The sequence below is a fragment of the Acinetobacter sp. FY683 genome, from assembly GCF_059515885.1.
The window spans coordinates 58450-79771 of record NZ_JCAKNA010000003.1; the positions used below are offsets into that span (position 1 = coordinate 58450).

At 36.6% G+C, this 21322-nt stretch carries 23 protein-coding genes; 10 read left to right on the forward strand and 13 right to left on the reverse strand.

All coding sequences use genetic code 11. From position 1 onward, the window contains the following. Window positions 1-55: 55 nt before the first annotated feature. Window positions 56-985 (reverse strand): hypothetical protein, encoded by a 930-nt coding sequence (locus AC5YDH_RS02230; protein WP_496116659.1) that lies wholly within the window; start codon window positions 983-985, stop codon window positions 56-58. 250 nt (window positions 986-1235) lie between these two features. On the opposite strand from AC5YDH_RS02230, the gene AC5YDH_RS02235 reads away from it, so the two are divergent. Both AC5YDH_RS02235 and AC5YDH_RS02240 read left to right on the forward strand, forming a co-directional pair. After that, complete coding sequence (locus tag AC5YDH_RS02235) at window positions 1236-1703, forward strand: YaiI/YqxD family protein (RefSeq protein ID WP_496116660.1); 468 nt, start codon at window positions 1236-1238, stop codon at window positions 1701-1703. 9 nt (window positions 1704-1712) lie between these two features. Beyond that, on the forward strand, window positions 1713-2621 hold the full coding sequence (locus AC5YDH_RS02240) for a DMT family transporter (protein WP_496116790.1): 909 nt from the start codon (window positions 1713-1715) through the stop codon (window positions 2619-2621). Window positions 2622-2628: 7 nt separating this feature from the next. Here AC5YDH_RS02240 and AC5YDH_RS02245 read toward each other — a convergent pair whose 3' ends face one another. Continuing rightward, entirely contained in the window at window positions 2629-3195 is a 567-nt protein-coding gene (locus AC5YDH_RS02245; RefSeq protein WP_496116661.1) for a PilZ domain-containing protein, read from the reverse strand. Window positions 3196-3218: 23 nt separating this feature from the next. Between AC5YDH_RS02245 and AC5YDH_RS02250 the strand changes: the two genes are divergently transcribed. The 3 genes from AC5YDH_RS02250 to AC5YDH_RS02260 all read left to right on the forward strand — a co-directional run bounded on the left by AC5YDH_RS02250 (window position 3219) and on the right by AC5YDH_RS02260 (window position 7638). Next, entirely contained in the window at window positions 3219-4454 is a 1236-nt protein-coding gene (locus tag AC5YDH_RS02250) for a lipoprotein-releasing ABC transporter permease subunit (protein WP_496116662.1), read from the forward strand. Next, entirely contained in the window at window positions 4447-5130 is a 684-nt protein-coding gene (locus AC5YDH_RS02255; RefSeq protein ID WP_496116663.1) for an ABC transporter ATP-binding protein, read from the forward strand. Before AC5YDH_RS02250 ends, AC5YDH_RS02255 begins: the two co-directional genes overlap by 8 nt. Window positions 5131-5214: 84 nt before the next feature. Continuing rightward, window positions 5215-7638 (forward strand): DNA internalization-related competence protein ComEC/Rec2, encoded by a 2424-nt coding sequence (locus AC5YDH_RS02260; RefSeq protein ID WP_496116664.1) that lies wholly within the window; start codon window positions 5215-5217, stop codon window positions 7636-7638. Here the strand turns inward: AC5YDH_RS02260 and AC5YDH_RS02265 are convergent. Continuing rightward, a complete protein-coding gene (locus AC5YDH_RS02265) occupies window positions 7628-8569 on the reverse strand; it encodes a lysophospholipid acyltransferase family protein (RefSeq protein ID WP_496116665.1) in 942 nt (313 codons plus the stop codon). The two genes, AC5YDH_RS02260 and AC5YDH_RS02265, sit on opposite strands and share 11 nt — an antisense overlap. A 134-nt stretch (window positions 8570-8703) precedes the next feature. On the opposite strand from AC5YDH_RS02265, the gene sppA reads away from it, so the two are divergent. Both sppA and AC5YDH_RS02275 read left to right on the forward strand, forming a co-directional pair. After that, on the forward strand, window positions 8704-9726 hold the full coding sequence (gene sppA, locus AC5YDH_RS02270) for a signal peptide peptidase SppA (protein ID WP_496116666.1): 1023 nt from the start codon (window positions 8704-8706) through the stop codon (window positions 9724-9726). Further along, window positions 9723-10529 (forward strand): alpha/beta fold hydrolase, encoded by an 807-nt coding sequence (locus AC5YDH_RS02275; protein WP_496116667.1) that lies wholly within the window; start codon window positions 9723-9725, stop codon window positions 10527-10529. The genes sppA and AC5YDH_RS02275 overlap by 4 nt, the downstream gene beginning before the upstream one ends. A gap of 46 nt (window positions 10530-10575) precedes the next feature. On the opposite strand, the gene purN is transcribed toward AC5YDH_RS02275, so the two are convergent. Further along, a complete protein-coding gene (gene purN, locus AC5YDH_RS02280; RefSeq protein ID WP_496116668.1) occupies window positions 10576-11205 on the reverse strand; it encodes a phosphoribosylglycinamide formyltransferase in 630 nt (209 codons plus the stop codon). A 10-nt stretch (window positions 11206-11215) separates the two neighbouring features. Further along, window positions 11216-12286: a phosphoribosylformylglycinamidine cyclo-ligase gene (gene purM, locus AC5YDH_RS02285; RefSeq protein WP_496116669.1), complete on the reverse strand. Its 1071-nt coding sequence runs from the start codon at window positions 12284-12286 to the stop codon at window positions 11216-11218. Between the two features lie 135 nt (window positions 12287-12421). On the opposite strand from purM, the gene cxpE reads away from it, so the two are divergent. After that, window positions 12422-13642, forward strand: a complete 1221-nt coding sequence (cxpE, locus tag AC5YDH_RS02290; protein ID WP_496116670.1) for a chloramphenicol efflux transporter CxpE — start codon at window positions 12422-12424, stop codon at window positions 13640-13642. Between the two features lie 15 nt (window positions 13643-13657). After that, complete coding sequence (hda, locus tag AC5YDH_RS02295; RefSeq protein ID WP_496116671.1) at window positions 13658-14365, forward strand: DnaA regulatory inactivator Hda; 708 nt, start codon at window positions 13658-13660, stop codon at window positions 14363-14365. 54 nt (window positions 14366-14419) lie between these two features. On the opposite strand, the gene AC5YDH_RS02300 is transcribed toward hda, so the two are convergent. From AC5YDH_RS02300 to AC5YDH_RS02320, 5 genes are all read right to left on the reverse strand, one after another. Then, the gene (locus AC5YDH_RS02300; RefSeq protein WP_496116672.1) at window positions 14420-14824 is read right to left on the reverse strand and encodes a DUF3106 domain-containing protein; all 405 of its coding nucleotides are present in this window, start codon (window positions 14822-14824) and stop codon (window positions 14420-14422) included. Then, window positions 14814-15134 carry a hypothetical protein gene (locus AC5YDH_RS02305; RefSeq protein ID WP_496116673.1) on the reverse strand — a complete coding sequence of 107 codons (321 nt, stop codon included), beginning with the start codon at window positions 15132-15134 and terminating at the stop codon, window positions 14814-14816. Before AC5YDH_RS02305 ends, AC5YDH_RS02300 begins: the two co-directional genes overlap by 11 nt. Beyond that, on the reverse strand, window positions 15131-15745 hold the full coding sequence (locus AC5YDH_RS02310) for an RNA polymerase sigma factor (RefSeq protein ID WP_496116791.1): 615 nt from the start codon (window positions 15743-15745) through the stop codon (window positions 15131-15133). The genes AC5YDH_RS02305 and AC5YDH_RS02310 overlap by 4 nt, the downstream gene beginning before the upstream one ends. 163 nt (window positions 15746-15908) lie before the next feature. After that, window positions 15909-16685 carry a TrmH family RNA methyltransferase gene (locus AC5YDH_RS02315; RefSeq protein WP_496116674.1) on the reverse strand — a complete coding sequence of 259 codons (777 nt, stop codon included), beginning with the start codon at window positions 16683-16685 and terminating at the stop codon, window positions 15909-15911. Window positions 16686-16746: 61 nt separating this feature from the next. After that, the gene (locus AC5YDH_RS02320) at window positions 16747-17721 is read right to left on the reverse strand and encodes a class 1 fructose-bisphosphatase (protein ID WP_496116675.1); all 975 of its coding nucleotides are present in this window, start codon (window positions 17719-17721) and stop codon (window positions 16747-16749) included. Window positions 17722-17903: 182 nt separating this feature from the next. Here AC5YDH_RS02320 and AC5YDH_RS02325 point away from each other — a divergent pair, with 182 nt between their 5' ends. Continuing rightward, entirely contained in the window at window positions 17904-18086 is a 183-nt protein-coding gene (locus AC5YDH_RS02325) for an NF038105 family protein (RefSeq protein WP_496116676.1), read from the forward strand. 87 nt (window positions 18087-18173) lie between these two features. Here the strand turns inward: AC5YDH_RS02325 and pal are convergent, their stop codons facing one another. The 3 genes from pal to tolA all read right to left on the reverse strand — a co-directional run bounded on the left by pal (window position 18174) and on the right by tolA (window position 21321). Continuing rightward, window positions 18174-18743 carry a peptidoglycan-associated lipoprotein Pal gene (pal, locus tag AC5YDH_RS02330; RefSeq protein WP_496116677.1) on the reverse strand — a complete coding sequence of 190 codons (570 nt, stop codon included), beginning with the start codon at window positions 18741-18743 and terminating at the stop codon, window positions 18174-18176. Between the two features lie 36 nt (window positions 18744-18779). After that, window positions 18780-20063: a Tol-Pal system beta propeller repeat protein TolB gene (gene tolB, locus AC5YDH_RS02335; RefSeq protein WP_496116792.1), complete on the reverse strand. Its 1284-nt coding sequence runs from the start codon at window positions 20061-20063 to the stop codon at window positions 18780-18782. 190 nt (window positions 20064-20253) lie between these two features. Continuing rightward, window positions 20254-21321 carry a cell envelope integrity protein TolA gene (gene tolA, locus AC5YDH_RS02340; RefSeq protein ID WP_496116678.1) on the reverse strand — a complete coding sequence of 356 codons (1068 nt, stop codon included), beginning with the start codon at window positions 21319-21321 and terminating at the stop codon, window positions 20254-20256. Between the last annotated feature and the right edge of the window lies 1 nt (window position 21322).

The window sequence follows — 21322 nt, forward strand, 5'->3', positions numbered from 1 at the left end:
CTCGGTATTCATTCAATTAAATTGATCATGAAACCGAGATTTTAATTTAAATAAATTATTTTTTTTTATTAAAAATACTGACTTGAAGCCAGATATTGCCACGAATGTATTGACCAATTTCAAAGTGACTATAGGCATGATCTTTTGTTGCAATACGTGCAAGAATCGCAGGTTGATTTTCCTCTAAAAACAGAGTGATATCATAAAGTGTGTATTCATTATCCATAAAACTCATAGAAGTTTTACCCACAATTTTACCTTGGAACCATGCTTCATCTTCTTGTCCTATGGTTTCACCATAAAGATAAGCAACCATTTTTGAAAAATTAACGGTAACAGGTTCTTTATCATCGTCATTTTTAGGTTCCCAAGCATCGAGTAGTTCTTGTAAGTTTTCTGGTGCAACGCCACCATGTTCTGCCAAAATATCATTCAATGCGCGGTGGTGCTTAATAGAAGCAGGATCATCTACAATGATTTGTTCGTGATCTGACACAGCTTCTAGTTCGTATGCCCAGCCATTGAGTTGAACGCTGTACGTTTGATCTTTGTTATATTGTTGGCGGTTTACGCTATATAAGTTGTCAAAAGCATAGGCAACACCAGAGCCTACATTAAGCTGAAGTACCGCTTGAGCATTTGATTTCCCACAAATAATGCGTTCAATCTTTGCATCTACTTTATATGGGCTATCAAAGGTTGGAAAAGCAGTTTTAACCGCTTTAGGTTTATTATTTTCAACATCAATGACTTGGTTGAGTAAAATGTCTGCCGTACTTGGACCTTGAATTAACCAAGATTGTTCATCCATTTCAGCTTCTGCTCGACACAAACCCATTGGCATAATTGGAGCATCAAGTGCCATACCTAACCATTTTGGCACATCTATGGCTGGTTGGTCTGTGAGCAAATTCCAGTGCTCTGCATGACTACCGAAGTGTTGATCTTCAATGGTGATCCGTTCAGGACTATTTTGATTTTTCATATGCACAATTGATTTTGGGTTGTATTTATCTATTAGATCGAGGGTTATTTGAAATTTTCAAGTCATAAGCTTAAAGAAACTGAAAATTATCTTTTTCATGTAACAAAACATTCATTTAAAGCTAATCAAAATCTGCTTAGATAGCAAGTGTATATACAAATCTAGATAGAGGACTTTAAAAGAGATTATCTATCATGTAAGTGATACAAATTTGATAGACTAATCATGCTTAATTATTTAGGGTTTTCCTGTGCTGCCATTTAAACTTTGGGTTGATGCTGATGCTTTGCCACGTATTTTGAGAGATGTGATTATTCGTGCATCGGATCGTTATCAAATGGAAGTTACATTTGTGGCAAATCAAAGTGTCGGTATTACACCATCTGTACGGATTAACTCAATTCAGGTAATGAGTGGTGCAGATGTTGCAGATCAAGAAATTGTAGATCGTATGAAAGAGAATGATATTGTCATTACACAAGATATTCCTCTTGCAGCACAGGTGATTGAAAAGGGTGGTGTTGCTATTCATCCGCGTGGTGAAGTGTATACAACTGCAAATATCAAGGCTCGTCTGCATTTGCGTGATTTTATGGACACTTTACGTGGTGCAGGTGTACAAACAGGTGGACCACCGCCACTTGCTGAGCGTGATAAGCGAGAGTTTTCTAGTTCGTTGGATCAGACCATTCAAAAACAAAAACGTAAAACAGCCTAGATATTTATGATCCCATCTAAAGCAAACTTAATATCGACTTATGTATTGCTGATATTTATTTGGTCGACAACACCTCTTGCTATTGTCTGGAGCGTTTCAGATCTTCATAGTTTGTGGGCTTTGGTATTACGTTTTTTTATAGCACTGCCTTTATCTTTAGTGCTGCTTTTTTTAATGAAAGTAAAATTACAGCTTAATTTTCTTTCTATTCATAGTTATATTGCTGGCGCTTGTAGTTTTATTGGCTCGCAATTTTTTACGTATTTAGCAACAAGTTATTTAAGTTCGGGCATTATCGCATTGATGTTCGGCTTAGCGCCCATTATGACTGGGCTTATTGGTCGATTCGTATTTAATATTCATTTACACCGTATGCAATGGGTTGGGATGCTGATTGCTGTTATTGGTTTAATGATTATTTGTGTGGGAGGAAGTGAACATCATATACAGCCAATAGGTATTGTTTTAATGCTCATTAGCGTTTTTGTATATTGTATGTCTATTTTCTGGGTTAAAAAAATTAATGCACCACTAGAACCTATGGCGCAAGCATCTGGTTCAATTATTGTTTCTAGTATGTTTGCATTGTGTTTGTTGCCGTTCATTTGGCAGTACGCACCCACTCATATTCCAAGTACAAAATCTTTAATTGGTTTGTTTTATGCTGTAATTATGGCTTCGTTGCTTGCAATGTTTTGTTATTTTAAATTGGTGAAAAATATTAAAGCGACGACATTATCTTTAACCACAGTTATGACACCATTACTTGCAATGGTGTTTGGGGCATTGTTGAATAATGAAAAACTCACCAGCATGATATTTCTTGGTACTGTGGTTTTACTAACAGGACTGTTTGTATATTTCTATAAAGATCTTATGCAAAGTAGAGCCATTAAAAAAGCTGAATCTCTAGATTAATTCGGCTTTATTGTGCTTGTATAAGTTTAAGAGCTTCACTTAATTTACTACGGTCTTGTGGCAATAAAGTAATAAAATAAGCACCTGTTCTATATTTCCCATTATCCTCTTCACGGCAATGAACCACTTGTGCAATAGCTGCGATATGGAAAAAATTCTCGGGATGGCTTAGGGTAATATGAATATATGTATTTTCTGTGAGGGGCTGATCTGAAAAAAAGCTAATACCACTTTCAGATATATTCACATTTTCAGGAATTGGTAACAAGGATTGTACAATTGCATCGTATAAAGTACCTGTGATGAGGTTTAACTTTTGATTGAATAACGATAATATGCGTGCAATCTGTTGATCTTTTTCAGATATTTGTTCTATTTCGTGGTCTAATGCAAGATCAAATTGATCTAATTCTGCAAGTAGAAGAAAATAACGTGGCAACACAAAATTTGAATCATAAGGGTCGTTTAGCGCAACTTGTTCAGAAATGACCTGATAGTTGATTCTCAAGGCAGCATCGATACGCGACATTACACGACGGTCATTTTGACCAAATTGATGCTGAAATTTTTCCATAATCTTACCTCGGACTAGATGGTATGTTTAAACCAATCTCGCTATATATAGGGTTGAGATATACTCGCGCTAGGCGCAGTAACCATTTTATTTCTTTTATTGCTTTGGTCTCAATGATTGGCCTTACCTTAGGTGTTGCCGTACTCATTACTGTCCTTTCTGTAATGAATGGTTTTGATCGTGAATTAAAAGATCGTATTTTGGGTATGGTACCGCAAGCTACTGTTTCTTCAACCCAAATATTAACAGATTGGCCTGAACTTGCCAAAAAAATTGAGCAACATCCACATGTGACAGGTGCAGCACCTTTCACGCAATTACAGGGGATGTTAACAGCTCAAGGGCAGGTATCTGGCATTATGGTGACAGGTATAGAACCAAAGTATGAGAAGAAGGTTTCTATCATACAAAATCATATGGTTGAAGGTAATATTGATAATCTAAAAAAAGGTGAGTTTGGTATTGTTTTAGGCAAACAACTGACGGATGCCTTAGGTTTAGGTTTAAATGACAATGTTACTTTAGTTTTACCAGAAGCTACGCCGTCTCCAGCGGGTGTTGTACCACGTTTTAAACGCTTTAAAATTGTTGGTATTTTTAGTATTGGTGCCGAAGTTGACTCAATGATGGGTTATATCGCACTCAATGATGCTTCCACACTTTTACGCCTTCCTGATGGCGCTCAAGGTGTGCGTATGAAGTTGGATGATATTTTCCAAGCACCTATTGTTTCAAATGAAATTGTACGTGAATTACCATCTAATTTTTATGCTTCTGATTGGACGTTTACACACGGTAATTTATTCAGTGCAATTCAAATGGAAAAAGCAATGGTGAGCTTACTGTTGTTTCTTATTGTATTGGTTGCTGCATTTAATATTGTGTCTTCATTGGTTATGGTTGTAACCGATAAAAAAGCAGATATTGCCATTTTAAGAACCTTAGGTGCTTCACCTGCCACAATTACTAAAATATTTATGGTTCAAGGAACTGTTATTGGCGTAATTGGAACAGTTTCGGGTGCTATTTTAGGGATTATTCTTGCAACGAGTATTAGTAGTATTGTGGGATGGATTAGTACTGCATTTGGCTTAAATTTATTTGATGCTTACTTTATTAACTATTTACCATCATATTTAAGATGGCAAGATGTTGTAGTGATTGTAAGTTTATCTTTAATTTTAAGTTTCTTAGCAACTATTTACCCAGCTTTTCGTGCTGCGAAAATTCAACCTGCAGAGGCATTACGTTATGAATAAAGTAGTCCTTGAAGCAAAGAATGTATCGAAGCATTTTACTGATGGAAAAACTACAGTCGAAGTGATTCGTGGTTTAGATTTAAAAGTTGAAGAAGGTCAGTTTGTTTCTATTGTAGGTTCAAGTGGTTCAGGTAAAAGTACTTTATTACATGTGTTAGGCGGTTTAGAGCGTCCAACGGAAGGTATGGTATTTTTAAATGGACAACGATTTGACACTTTAGGTGAATCTGAACGTGGTTTTCAGCGTAATTTACATTTAGGTTTTGTGTATCAATTCCATCATTTATTACCTGAATTTACTGCGTTGGAAAATGTTGCAATGCCTTTAATGCTGCGTGATGGTACGAGCTATAAAAAAGTTAAAGAACAAGCGGAATATTTGTTAGATCGAGTGGGATTATCTCATCGTTTAACACATAAGCCAGGTGAGCTTTCTGGTGGTGAGCGTCAGCGTGTTGCGATGGCGCGAGCTTTGGTTACTAAGCCTGCGGTGATGCTTGCAGATGAGCCAACAGGTAACTTAGATCGTAAAACAGCAGTTAAAATTTTCGAATTATTAAGCGATTTACGTAATGAGTTTAATATGGCAATGCTGATTGTGACGCATGATGAAGTGCTTGCTCAATCTGCCGATAAAATCTTGCATATGCAAGATGGTATTTGGGTAGACGAATAATTTTGTAAATACGACAAGTAACCTTGAAGCCCACTTTAGTGGGCTTTATTATTGCGCGTAATAATTAAAATAAAGCTTATAATAATGATTCAAATGATTTGTGCTGGATGGATATTCGGCATTAGCTTTTTAGGTAAAAATATTGAAAATGACCTAAAGCTTTCTTCTGTTGGTCTTTCTAGTGTTACGGCTTTACTTATTGTTTTATTTTTAGTTTATTTCAGAATCAATAAAATTCCTCTACGTATAATCAGTGCGGTATTTGCATTTATTATTGCAAGTTTTCTTGGTGTGAATTATTCAAACAATCAACTATTAGAACGTCTTAAATATCGAGTACAGCATACAGATAATATTGACGTTATTGTGGCTGTGAACTCTATTAATCAATTAAAACATGAAACAATTCAACAGCAATTAATTGTGCTTAATCAGTTTGAGCAACCCGTTATTTGGAATAGTTCACTTAAAGCTGAACAATTTAAACCCCTTGAGATAGGGAAGTACTATCGGTTACAAGGTAAAGTTTCTCCTATTCATAGTTATGCAACACCTGGTGTTTTTGATATCGAGCAATGGTATATACAGCAGAATTGGATGGGTAATTTTCAGATTAAGCATGTGAAGCCTTTATCTGAAGATGAAGTCAAAGAGCTTGGATATGCTTCTTATGTAAAGAAAAACCAAAGCTTTACAGCAAAATTTAAAAGATGGGTAGAGCTTCAGCGGCTAGATATTCGTTATTTTATTCAAAAGCAACCAATACAGCATAAAGGTTTAACGCTCGCACTTTTAACAGGTGATGAAAGTTTGTTGAATAAGCAAATAGAAGAACAGTTTCAACGCTTTGGAATGAGTCATTTGCTTGCAATATCAGGTCCACATGTTATTATTTTTGCTTGTATGATGTGTTGGCTTATTCATCAAGTAATAAAAAAATACTGCCCTAAAGTTTATTTGAAAATTCCAAAACAAACTTTACTTCTGTTCCCATTTTTAAGCTGTGTATTTTTATATTGTGCTTATGTCGGGTTTGAAATACCAGCACTAAGAACTTTGCTAATGACTTTGCTGGCTAGTGTGTGGATTTTATTTAAGTATCCAATTAAAGCTTTAAGCTTGTTACTTTTAAGCGCTTCATTATTATTAATTGTTGATCCTTTTAGTATTTTATCGGCAGCTTTTTGGCTGTCTTATGGCGCATGTTTTGTGTTGTTAAGAATTTATCAAACCATACAAGAGCAGAATTTTGAACAGCAAAATTTAATACAAAAAAGTATAAATGCACTTAAGATTTTAGTGGAATCTCAGTGGAAAATCTTTATTGCTTTATTTCCATTAATGATTATTTTCTTTAAACAAATTGCTTGGATTACCCCTTTTAGTAACCTTTTTGCCATTCCATTTATTGGTTTGGTTATTGTCCCTATAGATATTTTAGCAGGCTTAAGTTATTTGCTATTTGAGCCATTAAGTCAGCTATTTTTTCAAATAAATAATCTTTGTATTGGTTTACTTCTCTTTATTGTTGAATGTATTGATCAAATTTTTCATCCGCAACTAATCCCAGTTGCAATGAATTTTTGGCTCATGATCTGCTTGATTCTCTCATTAATTATCTTATTTTCACCGCAAGGACTTTTGCCAAAAGCATGGGCAGGAATTTGTTTATTTCCATTATTTTGGAGTGAGCATAAAGATGATCCATTTGAATTTTCAGTTTTAGATGTTGGGCAAGGGCAATCTATTGTGATTCGTAGTGCAGACACAGTCATCATGGTGGATACGGGTGGCTATTATGATGAAACAAAATTTAGTGTAGGTAAGCAAATTATTCAGCCATTTTTATCGGTAAATGGTATGAAAAAAATTGATTATTTATTTCTTACACATTTAGATCAGGATCATAGTGGTGCATATACATATTTGAAGAATAATGTGACTTTTAAACATGTTTATTCAAATGAGCAGATTGATGTTTTACCACATTCCAAATTTTTTTATTGTAAGCAGGGGCAAATATTTACACTTAATAATCATGTAAAAATAGAAGTACTTTCACCTAAAACAGAGCAACTCGCTTTTGCTAAATATGATAAAAATGAGAACTCTTGTGTGCTATATATTCAAGTTTTAAATGCACAAAAATATCAAAATTATTTATTGATGGGTGATGCTGGCTGGCAAACAGAATATGAGATTTTGCAGACGTATCCAAACCTAAAAGTAGATGTTTTGGTACTTGGGCATCATGGTAGTCAGCATAGTTCTTCTTATGATTTTTTAAAGAGGATTAGACCTAAGATTGCAGTAGTATCGGCAGGCTTTAATAATCGATACGGTCATCCAAGTGAAATTGTAAAATCACGGTTAAAAGACTTAAATATCCCTATGTTGAGCACGATTCAAAGTGGAACTATTCAGTTTTCACAAGATAAATATAGCCATATCGAGATCAAAAAAGAACGAGATCATCGATTATGGCTAAAAAGAGAAATTAGTGAATAGTTTTACTGAGGCGTATTTTTTCGACCAAGGCTAAGGCGTTATCCGTAGGAATATTATAAATTTTTTGCAATTCAGGATTAGCATTAAAGCGTTTGTAGCTCCAATGATAATTTTCTGGATTTTTACGAATTAACGCTTCAAGTTGTTGGTGAATAGTTTCTGTACCTTGTTCTGCTGTTTGGGTATAAATTGCAGAATCAATTTCCTCTATAAAAATATCGAATGAGTTGTTTTCATTTCTAAGTGCGTACATAAATAAAGTTGCAGCTTTAGTTTTTTGAATGAGTTTTGCACTTAAGTTACTTGAATATAGGGGGATACCAAAATAAGGTATAAGTTCACCTGAATGATCAGGTGAATGGTCGGGTAAAATAACGGTTGTGCCACCTTGTTTTAAAGCTCTAAAAATTTGACGTACGCCAGACTCATCAGTGGGCACTAATATCGATTGATCTCGACTACGTGCACTACGAACAAAATCATCAGCAGATTCATTTTTGATAGGCTTATACATAATGGTCATTTGAGTATATTGTGCAAGCCATGCATTCATAATTTCCCAAGTACCATAATGTGGCATGACTAAAACTAAGCCCTTATTTTTAGCAAGTGCATTATGAAAGAGCTGCTCATTATGAACTTTGTTGATACGTGCAATATTTTTATCATTTTTAGCTCCCCAAATATGAAAAAATTCAAAATATGAAATCATTTCATTTTGAATAGCATTTTGAGCAATTTTATTTCTTTCTGTTTGGCTTAAATGAGGGAGAGCAATTGCTAGATTTAACCGAATAATATGAGCTGTTTTAGTTAATTTAAAAGTATTCACCAATAATGCTAAAAACTTTGCAGTAAAACGAGCAACACTAAGAGGTTGGCGACTTACAAAATTAATTAAACGTGTGAAATTTGAATTTTTATGAGTCATTGTCTTCAATTTTGTAGAGCGCATTAAAGTGTGAAAAGAATTTAAATATTATCAGGGAAATTATGATGTATAAATATAGAACGCGCTATCATTGTATATAATGTTAGCAATATTAATAAATTTGGGAATGTTTTATGTCGGATTGGCCACCAAAACCACAAGATGAGAATCAAAACACTCAAAAATATCAACAACAGCCTACGGGTGAAGAGTGGAAGTTACTTGAAAAAGTAATTTTAGTCTCTGTTGATGAACAGCGTAAAGCACGCCGTTGGGGGATTTTTTTCAAATTTTTAACTTTTGGTTATATTTTTATCTTGTTATTTATTTTGATGGGGAATGGTTGCAGTAATAATGAATCAGCTCCTACATCGAAATCACATCTTGCTGTCGTAAATATTATTGGCACAATTGCGGCAGATAAACAAAGTGTGAATAGTAGCGATACAATTAAATCATTACGTAAAGCCTTTGAAAATGTAAATAGTAAAGCTGTCGTTTTAAATATTAACTCTCCAGGTGGTTCACCTGTACAGTCAGATGAAATTTGGCAAGAAATTCAATATTTGAAAAAGCAGTATAAAGATAAAAAAGTATATGCAGTTATTGGCGATACAGGTGCTTCAGGTGCTTATTATATTGCGTCAGCAGCTGATGAAATTATTGTCAATCCATCTAGCCTTGTTGGTTCTATTGGTGTGATTATGCCAAATTATGGCGTTACAGGTTTGATGCAGAAGTTAGGTGTACAAGATCGTACAATGACAGCAGGTGATAACAAAGCATTGCTATCAATGACACAACCAATTGATCCTGCACAAAAAGCACATGTTCAAGGTGTACTTGATAATGTTCATGATCATTTTATTAATGCAGTAAAAGAAGGTCGTGGTGCAAAATTAAAATCACATGATCCTGCAATTTTCTCAGGCTTATTCTGGACAGGTGAGCAGGCTGTTAAATTAGGTGTTGCAGATAAAACAGGTAGTTTAAATACCTTAAAGCGTGATTTGAAAATTGATACAGCTGTGAACTATACGATTGAATATAGTCCATTCGATTCTATTTTAGACCGTATGGGAGCTTCAGTTGGTGAAGGTTTTGCAACGTCACTTTCGAAACAAGTTCAAACTGAACAAAATGTGAAAATTCAATGAAGCCCTTAATTCATTTTGCACATGCCAATGGTGTTCCATCAAAAGTGTATCAAAAGTTATTTGATGCACTAAAAGATGATTATGACATCGTTTATGTACCACTACTTGGACCAGATAAGCGTTATCCAATTGATAATCATTGGAAAAGCTTAACTCAACAAGTAATTGATAGTGTTATTCGTCAAGCAAATGGTCGTAAGGTGATAGGCTTGGGGCATTCACTAGGTTCAGTTCTTACATTTCAGGCTTCGTTACAACGCCCTGAACTGTTTGAGCAAGTGATTATGCTTGATCCACCATTGATTGTGGGTAAAGATGGTTTTGCTTTTCATATTGCAAAATTACTCAAGCTTAAGAGTTTAGATAAAATGTCTCCAGCAGGTCTGTCTAAGCGTCGTCGTGATCATTGGGATTCACGTGAGCAAGCTGCTGAGTTATTGCGTCCTAAAGGTTTTTACCAACATTTTGATGTAGATTGTTTTGATGCTTATATTCAATATGCTTTGAAAGAGGACACAGCACGTGGTGGTGTTGAACTGACAATTTCACGTGATGATGAGGTAGAAATTTTTAGAACTAATCCATCTTTATGGTGGTTGCCACAAGCAAAGCCAAAAGTTCCTGTGCATTTAGTTATTGCGAAAGATGGACCGTTTTTAGCACGTAAATTTCCCCAAATTACTCAAAGGAAATTTGGTATTCCTTTTAGTATTGAAAAAGGGGGACACATGTTCCCTCTAGAGCGACCCGTTGAGGTTGCGGAAATGCTAAAAGATCTGATTAAGCAGAATACGCCATTATAGAAATAAAAAAACGCATCCTAGGATGCGTTTTTTTATGATTTAAATTTTAGAACTTGCAAAATTGAACTGGTGCTTTCATTGGGTGATTTCTGTAAATCACACCATTTGAAGTATGTTTTAAAGCTCCTGTACAAATCCATTCAATGACTTGAGGATAAATAATATGCTCAAGTTCATGCACGCGATTTGCAAGCGTTGTTTCAGTATCATTGTGTGCTACTTTTACAACACCTTGAGCCAATGCCTGACCTGCATCCAATTCAGCTGTTACATAGTGAACAGTACATCCGTGGAAAACATCACCTGTATTTAATACACGTTTATGCGTATGCATGCCTTTATAATTTGGCAATAAAGAAGGGTGGATGTTGACCATTTTCCCTTCCCAGTTTTGCACAAATTTAGCGCTTAAAATTCGCATGAAACCTGCAAGAATTACCAAATCAACATTCCAATCTAGAAGTTGTTGATGCATTACGGCATCGAAATCTTCGCGAGTAGGGTATTGTTTATGTTCAATAACTGCAGTTTGAATATCGGCACTTTTTGCTCGTTCTAAAGCGTATGCATCAGGTTTATTGGAAATAACACCTACAATTTGCCCTGAAAGATTTGCATCAATCAAGGCTTGTAGGTTGCTACCACTGCCTGAAACAAGAACAGCAATTTTAATCATGAGATATCTATTAAGCGAAAATCACACGGATTTTTTCGTCAGCACCCGCAACAGATTCGGCATTGTCTGCGATGTGACCCATTGTCCATGCTTTTTCACCAAGAGTGTTTAGCATTTCAACAGTTTTATCTGCATCATTAGCATCTACAACAAGAACCATACCTACGCCACAGTTAAATGTGCGGTACATTTCGAATTGTTCAACACCACCTTCTTTTTGAAGAAGTTTGAATAATTCTGGCCATTCCCAAGATGATTCATTCACAACTGCTTGTGCACCATTTGGTAATACACGTGGTAGGTTACCTGGTAAACCACCGCCAGTGATATGAGCCATTGCATGAACATCTACATGTTTAAGCAATTCAAGAATTGGTTTAACGTAAATACGAGTTGGTTCCATTGCTGCATCAGCAAGAGGGCGACCATCTACGTTTTGAGTTAAATCGACATTTTTAACGTCTAAAATTTTACGAAGTAATGAGTAACCATTTGAGTGAGCACCAGATGATGCAACACCAACTAAAACGTCACCCGCTTTAACTTTAGAGCCATCAATAATTTTACTTTGCTCAACTACACCTACGCAGAAACCTGCAAGGTCATAATCTTCACCTTCATACATGCCTGGCATTTCAGCAGTTTCACCGCCAACCAATGCGCAGCCTGCAAGTTCACAACCAGCACCAATACCTGTTACTACATTAGCAGCAACATCAACATTTAAGTGACCAGTTGCATAGTAGTCTAGGAAGAATAATGGTTCGGCACCACACACGAGAAGATCGTTTACGCACATTGCAACCAAGTCTTGACCAATTGTGTCATGACGGTTCAAATTCAATGCTAAACGTAATTTAGTACCAACACCATCTGTGCCAGATACAAGAACAGGTTCTTCATAACCTTTAGGAATTTTACAAAGTGCGCCAAAGCCGCCTAGACCGCCCATTACTTCAGGACGTGCAGTACGCTTAGCGACAGATTTGATACGATCGACTAACGCGTCGCCCGCCTCAATGTCGACACCTGCATCTTTGTAGCTTAAACCAGTGTTTGGGGTAGAAGTTGAGTTGCTCATATTGAAGTCTCCGCATTCGCGCGGGGATTATAACCTGAATATACGAAACTCTTATGCTATTTATGCTTTAAAATGTTATCTTTATCGAAATATTTTACTTTCTATAATGAATATACTGAAAAAAGGCGAGTTCCTATGGTAGATCGCACCTTACGTCGCATTTTTATCCTTGTCGGAATTGTATTGCTTCTTTGGGTTTTATATCTATTAAAGCCCGTGCTTATTCCATTTCTTGGTGCACTTTTAATTGCGTATTTATTTAGTCCGCTTGTGGATAGGCTTCATAAGATCGGTTTACCTCGTTGGGTAGCTATTAGTATTGTTTTTATAGGTATAGGGCTCGTTATTACTTGGGCTATGTGGTATTTAGCTCCTTTGGTTTGGCAACAGTTAATGTATGCAAAATCGAGTATTCCTGCTGGAATTCATTGGGTTAATTATACTTTTTTACCTTGGTCGTCGCATACATTTGATCTTGTTCCTATGGAATTAGATGTAGATCAAATTTCTGCAGCAGTTATGGAATATATTCAAACTAACTATAGTGCAGACAGTATTCAGACTGTTATTGCAAGATTAGCACAGTCAGGATTGAGCTTTATTCAGGTGGGTGGAACGGTTGTTTTAATTCCAATTATCTCATTCTATTTTTTACTAGATTGGGAAAAAATGCTTGATAGTTTACGTCGACTTATCCCTCGTCCTTATGAAAAATCGACACTGAAAATTGTGGGTGAATGCCATAACATTTTAGGTGCATTTGTTAAGGGACAGTTCCTTGTGATGTTCCTTTTGGGCGTTGTATATGCCGTAGGTTTACAGCTTATTGGTTTGGAAGTTGGCTTGATTATTGGCATGATTGCAGGGCTTGCTAGTATTATTCCGTATCTAGGATTTGCTGTTGGAATTATTGCTGCGGCAGTTGCGACATTTTTCCAGTTCGGTCTAGATTGGATGCAATTGTTACTAGTTGGTATTGTTTTCATGATTGGTCAAGCAATCGAGGGATATATTCTTCAGCCATTCTTATTGGGCGATAAAATTGGTTTGTCACCTGTTGCTGTTGTGTTCGCAGTGTTAGCTGGAGCACAACTTGCAGGTTTCTTAGGAATGCTACTTGCATTACCTGTTGCGGCTGTTATTGTTGTCTTGTTGAAGCATCTTCGAGATTACTATGAACAAAGTCAGATGTATCAACCACATATTGCAGTTTCACAAGATGTTCAAACTGGCTCTATAAGTATTGAAACAGACGAAATTGAAGTGGATATTGAGCTGAAAAAGCATCAGGCAAAAGCACTGCAAGAGAGCGAAAAATCGGGTAGTATTGAAGCTTCAGATAATAAAGATTCTTAGGGTTATAATATATTTATGCGTCAATTGCAGCTAGACATAGAACCACAGCTTGATGCCCGAATTAGTGATTTTTCGGGTCCGGGTTGGGGGCATGTTGTCGATGCAGTAAGACAATTGCACGCAGGACTCTTAAATCGATTTTACGTATATGGCGGGGCAGGAACAGGAAAGAGCCACTTATTGTCTGCCATTTGCGATTCTTATTTAGAAATTGGTAAAACGGCAATTCATGTTTCTTTACTAGAATTGTTAGATGCACCAACAGAAGCAATTACTTCACTTGATCAGTACGACCTAGTGGCTTTAGATGATATTGAAGCGATTAGTGGAGTTCCTCATTGGCAACGTGCTGTTTTTCACTTAATTAATTATAGTGATGAAATGGGCGGTCAATTGGTATTTTCATCTCGTTTTGCACCAATAGAACTTAAACTTGAATTACCAGATCTACAGTCACGTTTAACGCAAGCAGTAAGCGTTAAGGTACCTAGTGGAAGCTTATTTGCCGATCGACTTGCTTTGGTTAATTCTGTTCTAGAGCGTCGAGGAGTTCATATTGATCAGCAAATCGTTGATTATTTGTTAGCACATGGTCCTCATCAAACTTCAGATTTGTTAAAACTCATTGAAAAGCTTATTCAGTTATTAAAAGGCGAGAAAACGAAATTAAGTGGTTCTAATATTCGTCAAATTTATGCCTTAATTGATGAATATGACTCATAGTAATATTAAATAAAAAGGTCTCAGAAGAGACCTTTTTATTTTAGCTGTACTATTTTAATTGTTATATGTTGTTTTATATTTTTGAATATATTCTTCACGAATGATTGCACGATTTTCTGGCGCAGCATTTTGTAAACGTTGGCTTAACTCTTTACGCTCTTGCGTACTCATTTTTTGCCAAGCTTCTCGCATTTGCTGTTTTTCTGCTTCAGGAAGTTGGCTAAACCAATCCATACGTTGTTGTAATGAGTTTCGAGCAGATGCAGGGAGCTCTTTATTTAAAGATTGGTAGCGTTTAATCAGTGCTTGTTGTTCTTCTTCGCTCATGCTGTCCCAAGTATCGCTGACTTGTGTATCTGCATCTTTGGAAAAAAACCAAAAACGATCAAAGCCTGCGAAACTTGTTTGCAAAAAACCAAGTATGCAAAATGTAAGCACTAATCTTCTTTTAGCTACCATGTTGAACTTGATCCTCGCCCATCACCATTAACATTTCCAAATCTTCAACCATTTGAGGTGAGAGTTTTGGGGTTACAACTGCCTGATTTTCAGGTTGAGTTGTAATATCCAATGCATTTGGAAGTACTACAAATCCTGTAATTGCCGCTGCTAAAGCATATCCAGACATTTTAAAAAAACCGTATCTAGATTGTTTTTTATCTTGGATTTTTTCCAAAACATGGTTCATCACAGCAGGCTTATTTTGGTGATGCTGTGCGAGTCCATCAAGCTTGGAAGAAACTTGTTTTAAGAAATCATCTTGTTTCATTCGGATGATCCTCCTGTATATGGATTCATGTGTGACAAACTTAAGCGCAAAGCTTGAATTGCTCGGTGGTAATGCGTTTTTACACTGCCTTCGGTGCAATTCATAACTTGTGCAGTGGTTTTAGTGTCAAATCCTTCCCATGCACGAAGCATAAAAGCTTGTTGTTGACGTGTTGGAAGTTGCGCAATCGCATTTTGTATTTCTTCAGCATCAAGAGCTTGATCTAAAAAATCAAAAGGATTGAGTGTGCTTTCATCTACAATATCAAGTTGTTCAATATCGTCATCGTCTAAACTTACTTTTTTAAAAAAAGAAAAAGGTTGTGCACGACGAGCTTCTTTACGGCGCCAATCTTGTAATTTGTTATTTAAAATGGTGTAGAACAGGGGATACCATTCATCTGTGGTTTTGTCTGAATAAGATTTGTGTAAAGAAATAAAAGCTTCTTGTACCAAATCCATTGCAATACCATGATGTCCCTGAGTTGCACTTTCCATCATAACTAAAGCACGGCCTGTAACTTCATTCATGAAGTTTTTTAGGCGAAGTTCGGCAGTACTCTTAAGAGTACTTGGTGTTTCTATCCGAGACTGTTTGGGTGCTGAGTCCATAGAGATGGAAAATCCTGTCATTGAATCCCCACCATCATTAACAAGTTTATATTCTATATAACGTTGAAAACAATGGTTGGGTTGACATCACAAGTTATTATTTTTCTAGTGTAATCTATTTTTAAATAAGGGCTAGCTTATTTAAAATAAAATAACGATGTTTTTAAAGGCGTTGGCGAACCATTTCAAAGAAGCAAATAGAACCTGCAATTGCTACGTTTAAAGATTCTTGACCACCGGGTTGTGGAATGGCAACAGCTTCGGCATTTTTTAAAGCATAGCTAGATGCACCTTGCCCTTCGTTACCTAAAATCCAAACACATTGTTTTCTTAAGTTTTTGCTATATAAACTTTCAGATTGATGTGAGCTAGTAACATAAACAGGAATGGTGAATTTACTTAAAATATCTTCAAGTTCCACATTTTCATACGTATTTAATGAAAAATGTGCACCCATTCCCGCACGTAAAACGCGTGGTGACCAAATAGAAGCAGAGCCTTTTGTACATACAACTTGCTCAATACCTGCTGCTGCAGCTGAACGTAATAAAGTACCTACGTTACCTGGGTCTTGAATGTTGTCTAAAATAAGCGTGTCTTCAGTAAAATTAAGAGCATCACGAGATGTAGGTAAGTCTACAATTGCAAGACAAGCCAAAGATGTACCTAAAGTACTTAAATCTTTATATAAAGATTCGCTTAATACAAAAACATTGCCATCGTATAAAGAAACAATTTTTTCTAAATCTGGGTGGCTATAAGCGACTTCAGTTGTAAAAATTGAAACGATAGGGCGTTTCTGTTCTAACCAAGCAAGGCTTAAATGCGTGCCTTCAAGTACTGTTTGACGGTTTTTTTTACGATAAGCATTTTGATCAATTAAACCACGTAAGTGTTTAATTTTAGGATTATCTTTTGAATCTAGAAAAAAAGCTGGCATGGGAGATTTTATCCATGAAAGTAAGTATGCAGTTTGCATGACTTACTTTCATTTTTTGAAATTAGTTGTGGTATTGAGTGACAAGGTCAACTTCATTTTTAGAACCAATAACAACAGGAACACGTTGATGAAGTTCAGTTGGTTGGATATCTAAAATACGTACACGACCTGTGGTAGATGCACCACCAGCTTGCTCCATAAGCATGCTCATAGGGTTTGCTTCGTACATTAAACGTAGACGACCTGCTTTTTTAGGATCTTTTGTATCGTATGGATACATGAAAATACCTGTACGGCAAAGAATACGATGAATATCACCTACCATACATGCAACCCAACGCATATTGAAGTCTTTTTCGCGTGGACCAGTTTTACCTGCTAGTAATTCATCGATATAGCGTTTTACGGGTGCTTCCCAATGACGTTGGTTTGATGCATTAATTGCATATTCTTTAGTATCAGCAGCAACTTGAATATTGTCTGAAGTAAGTAAGAATTCTTTAGATTCAGGGTCAAAAGTAAAGAATACAGTACCTGCACCAACTGTTAATGCCATCATTGTAGATGGGCCATAAAGTACGTAACCTGCAGCAGCTTGATTTACGCCTGCTTGCATGAAATCTTCAGCTTGAGTAACTGCATTTTTTGCAGGCAAAATAGAGAAAATAGTCCCTACGCACATGTTGATATCAATGTTGCTTGAACCATCTAATGGATCAAATAAAACAAGGTATTCACCATTTTCTTGTGCTGGGGTAAATTCGTCTAATTCTTCAGAAGCCAAACCACCTACATGTGGATGTACTTTTAAAGCATCGATTAAATAGTCATTAGAAATAACATCTAATTTCTTTTGTTCTTCGCCTTGTACGTTTTCGTGTTGTGCGCTACCTAAAACACCTGCTAAAGCACCCTTTTGTAAAAGTTGATCAATATCTTTACAAGTGTTGGCAATTGTTTCAATAACTTGAGCAAGTTCAGGTGTTAAATTACCACTTTGTTTTTGTAAGAATTGATCGAGGGTGAGGTATGACATGGTAGGGAAACTCCGAAAATAGGATTGATAAGACTTATCAAAAACAATATTGCGGACTATTTTAGAGCAGAACGCGCTAAAAGAAAAATTAAACTACACTATTTGACGTGATTTTACCCTTGCAACTATTTTAGGAACTGCTATGTTGATATAAATAATTGAAAAATATTGGAGAGTGAAAAATGACAACATTAAAGTTTGATAAGACTCCAACGCCTAATGAGGCAATTAAACTTGATGATATTTCTGTAGATAGCGTAAAAGCAGCATGGAAAGATTATGAAGCTAAGCCTGAGTATAAAAAAGTAAATAAACACGATTTAATAGAAGCCATGCAAAGCTCGGAAGAAAATCCTCAAACTTAAAAAAAATTCGAATAAACCGATATAAAAAAGCACCTCATAAAATGAAGTGCTTTTTTATTTTTGATGTCTTATGTAGAAATCAAAATATTATTTTAAAAGTGGTGGAACAGCTTCGTAGTTAATTTCTACACGACGGTTCTCTTTCCATGCATTTTCATCATGACCTGCGTTTACAGGCATTTCTTTACCATAACTTACAGCTTCAAGTTGAACTGGGTTAACACCTGTTGTTACAAGGAAGTTTTCAACAGCTTTTGCACGACGCTCACCAAGAGCCATGTTGTATTCACGTGTGCCACGCTCATCTGTATGACCTGTAAGTGCAACACGTGAGTTTGCATTTGCCATTAAGAATTGGGCATGTGCTTGAAGTGTTTGATAGTCTTGGTTGGTTAATTCACTGCTGTCATAGTCAAAGTGAACTACACGTTTTGCTAAAAATGCTTTATTTGCAGCAGTTACACCTTTTGAAGAAGCACCAGCTAAGTTTTGTGCATTTAATGCTGCATCTTCGCTTAAACCTGAGGTGTTTACACTTCCTGCACCATTTGGAAATTGTGTTGCATCCGTTATATTTGCAGGTTTACGGCTTGCACAACCCGTCATAACTAAAGCGGTAGCTAAAAGTGGTAAAACTAAAAATTTAACAGTTTTCATAGTATTGATCTCTAAAGTTAGTTTGAAATTTTAAAATTATTTAGGTGCCCATGCAGGTTCACGAACTTCACCTTGTTCACTTGGTAAGTTCATACGGAAACGTCCATCTAACGACATAACTGACAATAAACCACGATTTCCTTCACGTGTTGCATATACCACCATTTGTCCGTTAGGAGAGAAGCTTGGAGATTCATCTAAACTTGTTGGTGTTAAAATATTGGTAATACCCGAGTTTAAATCTTGAATAGCAACTTTGTAATTACTACCACTAGGGCGGTGTACAAGAGCTAACTTTTTACCATCTGCACTTAATGTTCCACGAGCATTGAATGCACCTCGGAAAGTTAGGCGTTTGGTTGAGCCTGTATCTAAGTTATAGGTATAGATTTGTGCAGAACCACCACGGTCAGAAGTGAAAATAAATGATTTTCCATCGGGTGCATAGCGTGCTTCTGTATCAATTGCACTATCATTTGTCATACGTTGCAATTCGCGAGTCTGTAAGTTCATTTGATAAACTTCAGGGTTGCCATGCATAGAAGCTGTAAATAACATGCTTTTGCCATCTGGCGAAAAGCTTGGTGCCCCATTTAAGCCACGGAAGCTTGCTAATTTTTCACGCTGACCTGTTGCTAAATCTTGAACATAAATTGCAGGACGTTTGGTTTCAAATGAAACGTATGCAATTTTTTTCGCATCAGGTGTCCAAGCAGGGGAAAGGATAGGATCGCGTGAAGTTAGTACAGTACGTGGTTGTGCACCATCTGTATCTGCAATTTGTAATGTATAGCGTTCATTTGGTGTTGCTGGATTACGTAACACATAAGCAATACGGCCACTAAAGTCACCTTTAATGCCTGTAAGTGCTTCATAAATGGTGTCACTAATCATATGTCCTGCTGCACGTAAACGAGAGGCAGGAACAGTGAGTAATTCGTTTAACAAATATTGTTGTTTTTGAACATCATATAATTGATAGTGAATTTCGTATGCACCATCCGCATTTTGTTTAGTTGTTCCTGTTACAACATAAGGAACTCCAGCACTTTGCCAAGCAGCAGCATTTGGGTTGTTCATGCTTGCCGTGGCAGGTAGGTTTTGTGATGCACTTGCGAATTTACCTGAACGATTTAAGTCAGTTTCAATAATAGGATAAAGACTAGAATCATTTGCAAAAGGAATAATTGCAATTTTGGGAGCTTCTTCAGGTGCTTTAGCAATTTCTAGATGCAACTGTGCATGTGCAGAAATTGAAATGGTTGCACCTAAAGAGGTAAGAATAGCTAGGCAGAGTAGATGTTTACGAGTTTTTTCCATCATTCGTTATTAACTCAAATCAAATGGTTTATTGTGTTTGTTTCACATAATGGCACGATTTTATTATATTTAAAGTAAATGATTATTAAGAACTGTTAAAACAATATAAAAGTGTTTAAAAATAAAACAAAAAATTATTAAATAAAGCCATTGTTTTAGTCAATGGCTTTATTGGGTGTTAATGCATTTACTATTTTGATGTAAAACTTGAGGTAAATGATCTTGCCTCACGTCGTGCATCTGGATCTGAAGGCATAGGGTATGGTGCAGCAGCACGAACGGCAGCTTCAATACTTGCTTTCATATCTGGGTCACTGGAGTTAACAACAACAGATTGCACCGCACCACTTTCACTTAGAGTAACGCGTGCAGTTGCACGTTTACCTGATGAACCTGATGGTGTATCCCATGCACGTTTAATTTTATTTTCAAAATCCTGCTTGGCTGAAGAGGCAATTCGTTTGGCTTCCGCTTTTTTGGTGGCAGCTTCTTCAGCGGCTTTTTTTGCTGCAGATGCTTTTGCATCAGCATCGGCTTTTGCTTTCGCGTCTGCAGCAGCCTTAGCATCATTTGCCGCTTTTGCCTTTGCATCCGCAGCAGCTTTGGCTTTAGCATCATTTGCCGCTTTTGCCTTTGCATCCGCAGCAGCCTTAGCATCATTTGCCTTTGCATCCGCAGCAGCTTTGGCTTTAGCGTCATTTGCCGCTTTCAGTTTTGCATCTGCAGCAGCTTTTGCTTTAGCATCATTTGCTGCTTTCAGTTTTGCATCCGCAGCAGCTTTTGCTTCAGCGGCAGCCTTAGCTTTAGCATCCGCAATAGCTTTTGATTTAGCATCATTTGCCACTTTAGCTTGTGCATCTGCTATCGCTTTTGCATCCGCAGCAGCTTTGGCTTTTTCACTTGCCTTTTTTGCATCTTCAGCAGCCTTAGCTTCTGCTTTTTGTGCTTCTTGCTTTGCTTTTTGGGTATTTGCAGGCGGTGTGGTTGGTATAACAGGAGCTTCAACACTTGGTTCAGCAGTCTGTGTAATTTCTTCTTTTACATTTGTATGAGCTGTTTCTTCAAACTCTGTCACTTCACGAGTTACAGGTTTTAAATCTTCAGGCGTTATTAAAACAGTTTTGATTTGCTTTGGTGGTTCAGGTGCTTTACTCATGCCCAAATAAAGCAAGCCAACAATTGCAATAACATGCACACCAAGTGTGAAAGCAATTGCAATTGAATTCTGTTTGAAAGGAGGCTTGTTGAAATCTTTCATA

Bases quoted from the DNA above. Each gene is read 5' to 3' on its own strand.
- AC5YDH_RS02230 (WP_496116659.1), bottom strand. From the start codon at position 985: ATGAAAAATCAAAATAGTCCTGAACGGATCACCATTGAAGATCAACAC.
- AC5YDH_RS02245 (WP_496116661.1), bottom strand. From the start codon at position 3,195: ATGGAAAAATTTCAGCATCAATTTGGTCAAAATGACCGTCGTGTAATG.
- AC5YDH_RS02250 (WP_496116662.1), top strand. From the start codon at position 3,219: ATGTTTAAACCAATCTCGCTATATATAGGGTTGAGATATACTCGCGCT.
- AC5YDH_RS02255 (WP_496116663.1), top strand. From the start codon at position 4,447: ATGAATAAAGTAGTCCTTGAAGCAAAGAATGTATCGAAGCATTTTACT.
- AC5YDH_RS02260 (WP_496116664.1), top strand. From the start codon at position 5,215: ATGATTCAAATGATTTGTGCTGGATGGATATTCGGCATTAGCTTTTTA.
- AC5YDH_RS02265 (WP_496116665.1), bottom strand. From the start codon at position 8,569: ATGACTCATAAAAATTCAAATTTCACACGTTTAATTAATTTTGTAAGT.
- sppA (WP_496116666.1), top strand. From the start codon at position 8,704: ATGTCGGATTGGCCACCAAAACCACAAGATGAGAATCAAAACACTCAA.
- AC5YDH_RS02275 (WP_496116667.1), top strand. From the start codon at position 9,723: ATGAAGCCCTTAATTCATTTTGCACATGCCAATGGTGTTCCATCAAAA.
- purN (WP_496116668.1), bottom strand. From the start codon at position 11,205: ATGATTAAAATTGCTGTTCTTGTTTCAGGCAGTGGTAGCAACCTACAA.
- purM (WP_496116669.1), bottom strand. From the start codon at position 12,286: ATGAGCAACTCAACTTCTACCCCAAACACTGGTTTAAGCTACAAAGAT.
- cxpE (WP_496116670.1), top strand. From the start codon at position 12,422: ATGGTAGATCGCACCTTACGTCGCATTTTTATCCTTGTCGGAATTGTA.
- hda (WP_496116671.1), top strand. From the start codon at position 13,658: ATGCGTCAATTGCAGCTAGACATAGAACCACAGCTTGATGCCCGAATT.
- AC5YDH_RS02300 (WP_496116672.1), bottom strand. From the start codon at position 14,824: ATGGTAGCTAAAAGAAGATTAGTGCTTACATTTTGCATACTTGGTTTT.
- AC5YDH_RS02305 (WP_496116673.1), bottom strand. From the start codon at position 15,134: ATGAAACAAGATGATTTCTTAAAACAAGTTTCTTCCAAGCTTGATGGA.
- AC5YDH_RS02310 (WP_496116791.1), bottom strand. From the start codon at position 15,745: ATGGACTCAGCACCCAAACAGTCTCGGATAGAAACACCAAGTACTCTT.
- AC5YDH_RS02315 (WP_496116674.1), bottom strand. From the start codon at position 16,685: ATGCCAGCTTTTTTTCTAGATTCAAAAGATAATCCTAAAATTAAACAC.
- AC5YDH_RS02320 (WP_496116675.1), bottom strand. From the start codon at position 17,721: ATGTCATACCTCACCCTCGATCAATTCTTACAAAAACAAAGTGGTAAT.
- AC5YDH_RS02325 (WP_496116676.1), top strand. From the start codon at position 17,904: ATGACAACATTAAAGTTTGATAAGACTCCAACGCCTAATGAGGCAATT.
- pal (WP_496116677.1), bottom strand. From the start codon at position 18,743: ATGAAAACTGTTAAATTTTTAGTTTTACCACTTTTAGCTACCGCTTTA.
- tolB (WP_496116792.1), bottom strand. From the start codon at position 20,063: ATGGAAAAAACTCGTAAACATCTACTCTGCCTAGCTATTCTTACCTCT.
- tolA (WP_496116678.1), bottom strand. From the start codon at position 21,321: ATGAAAGATTTCAACAAGCCTCCTTTCAAACAGAATTCAATTGCAATT.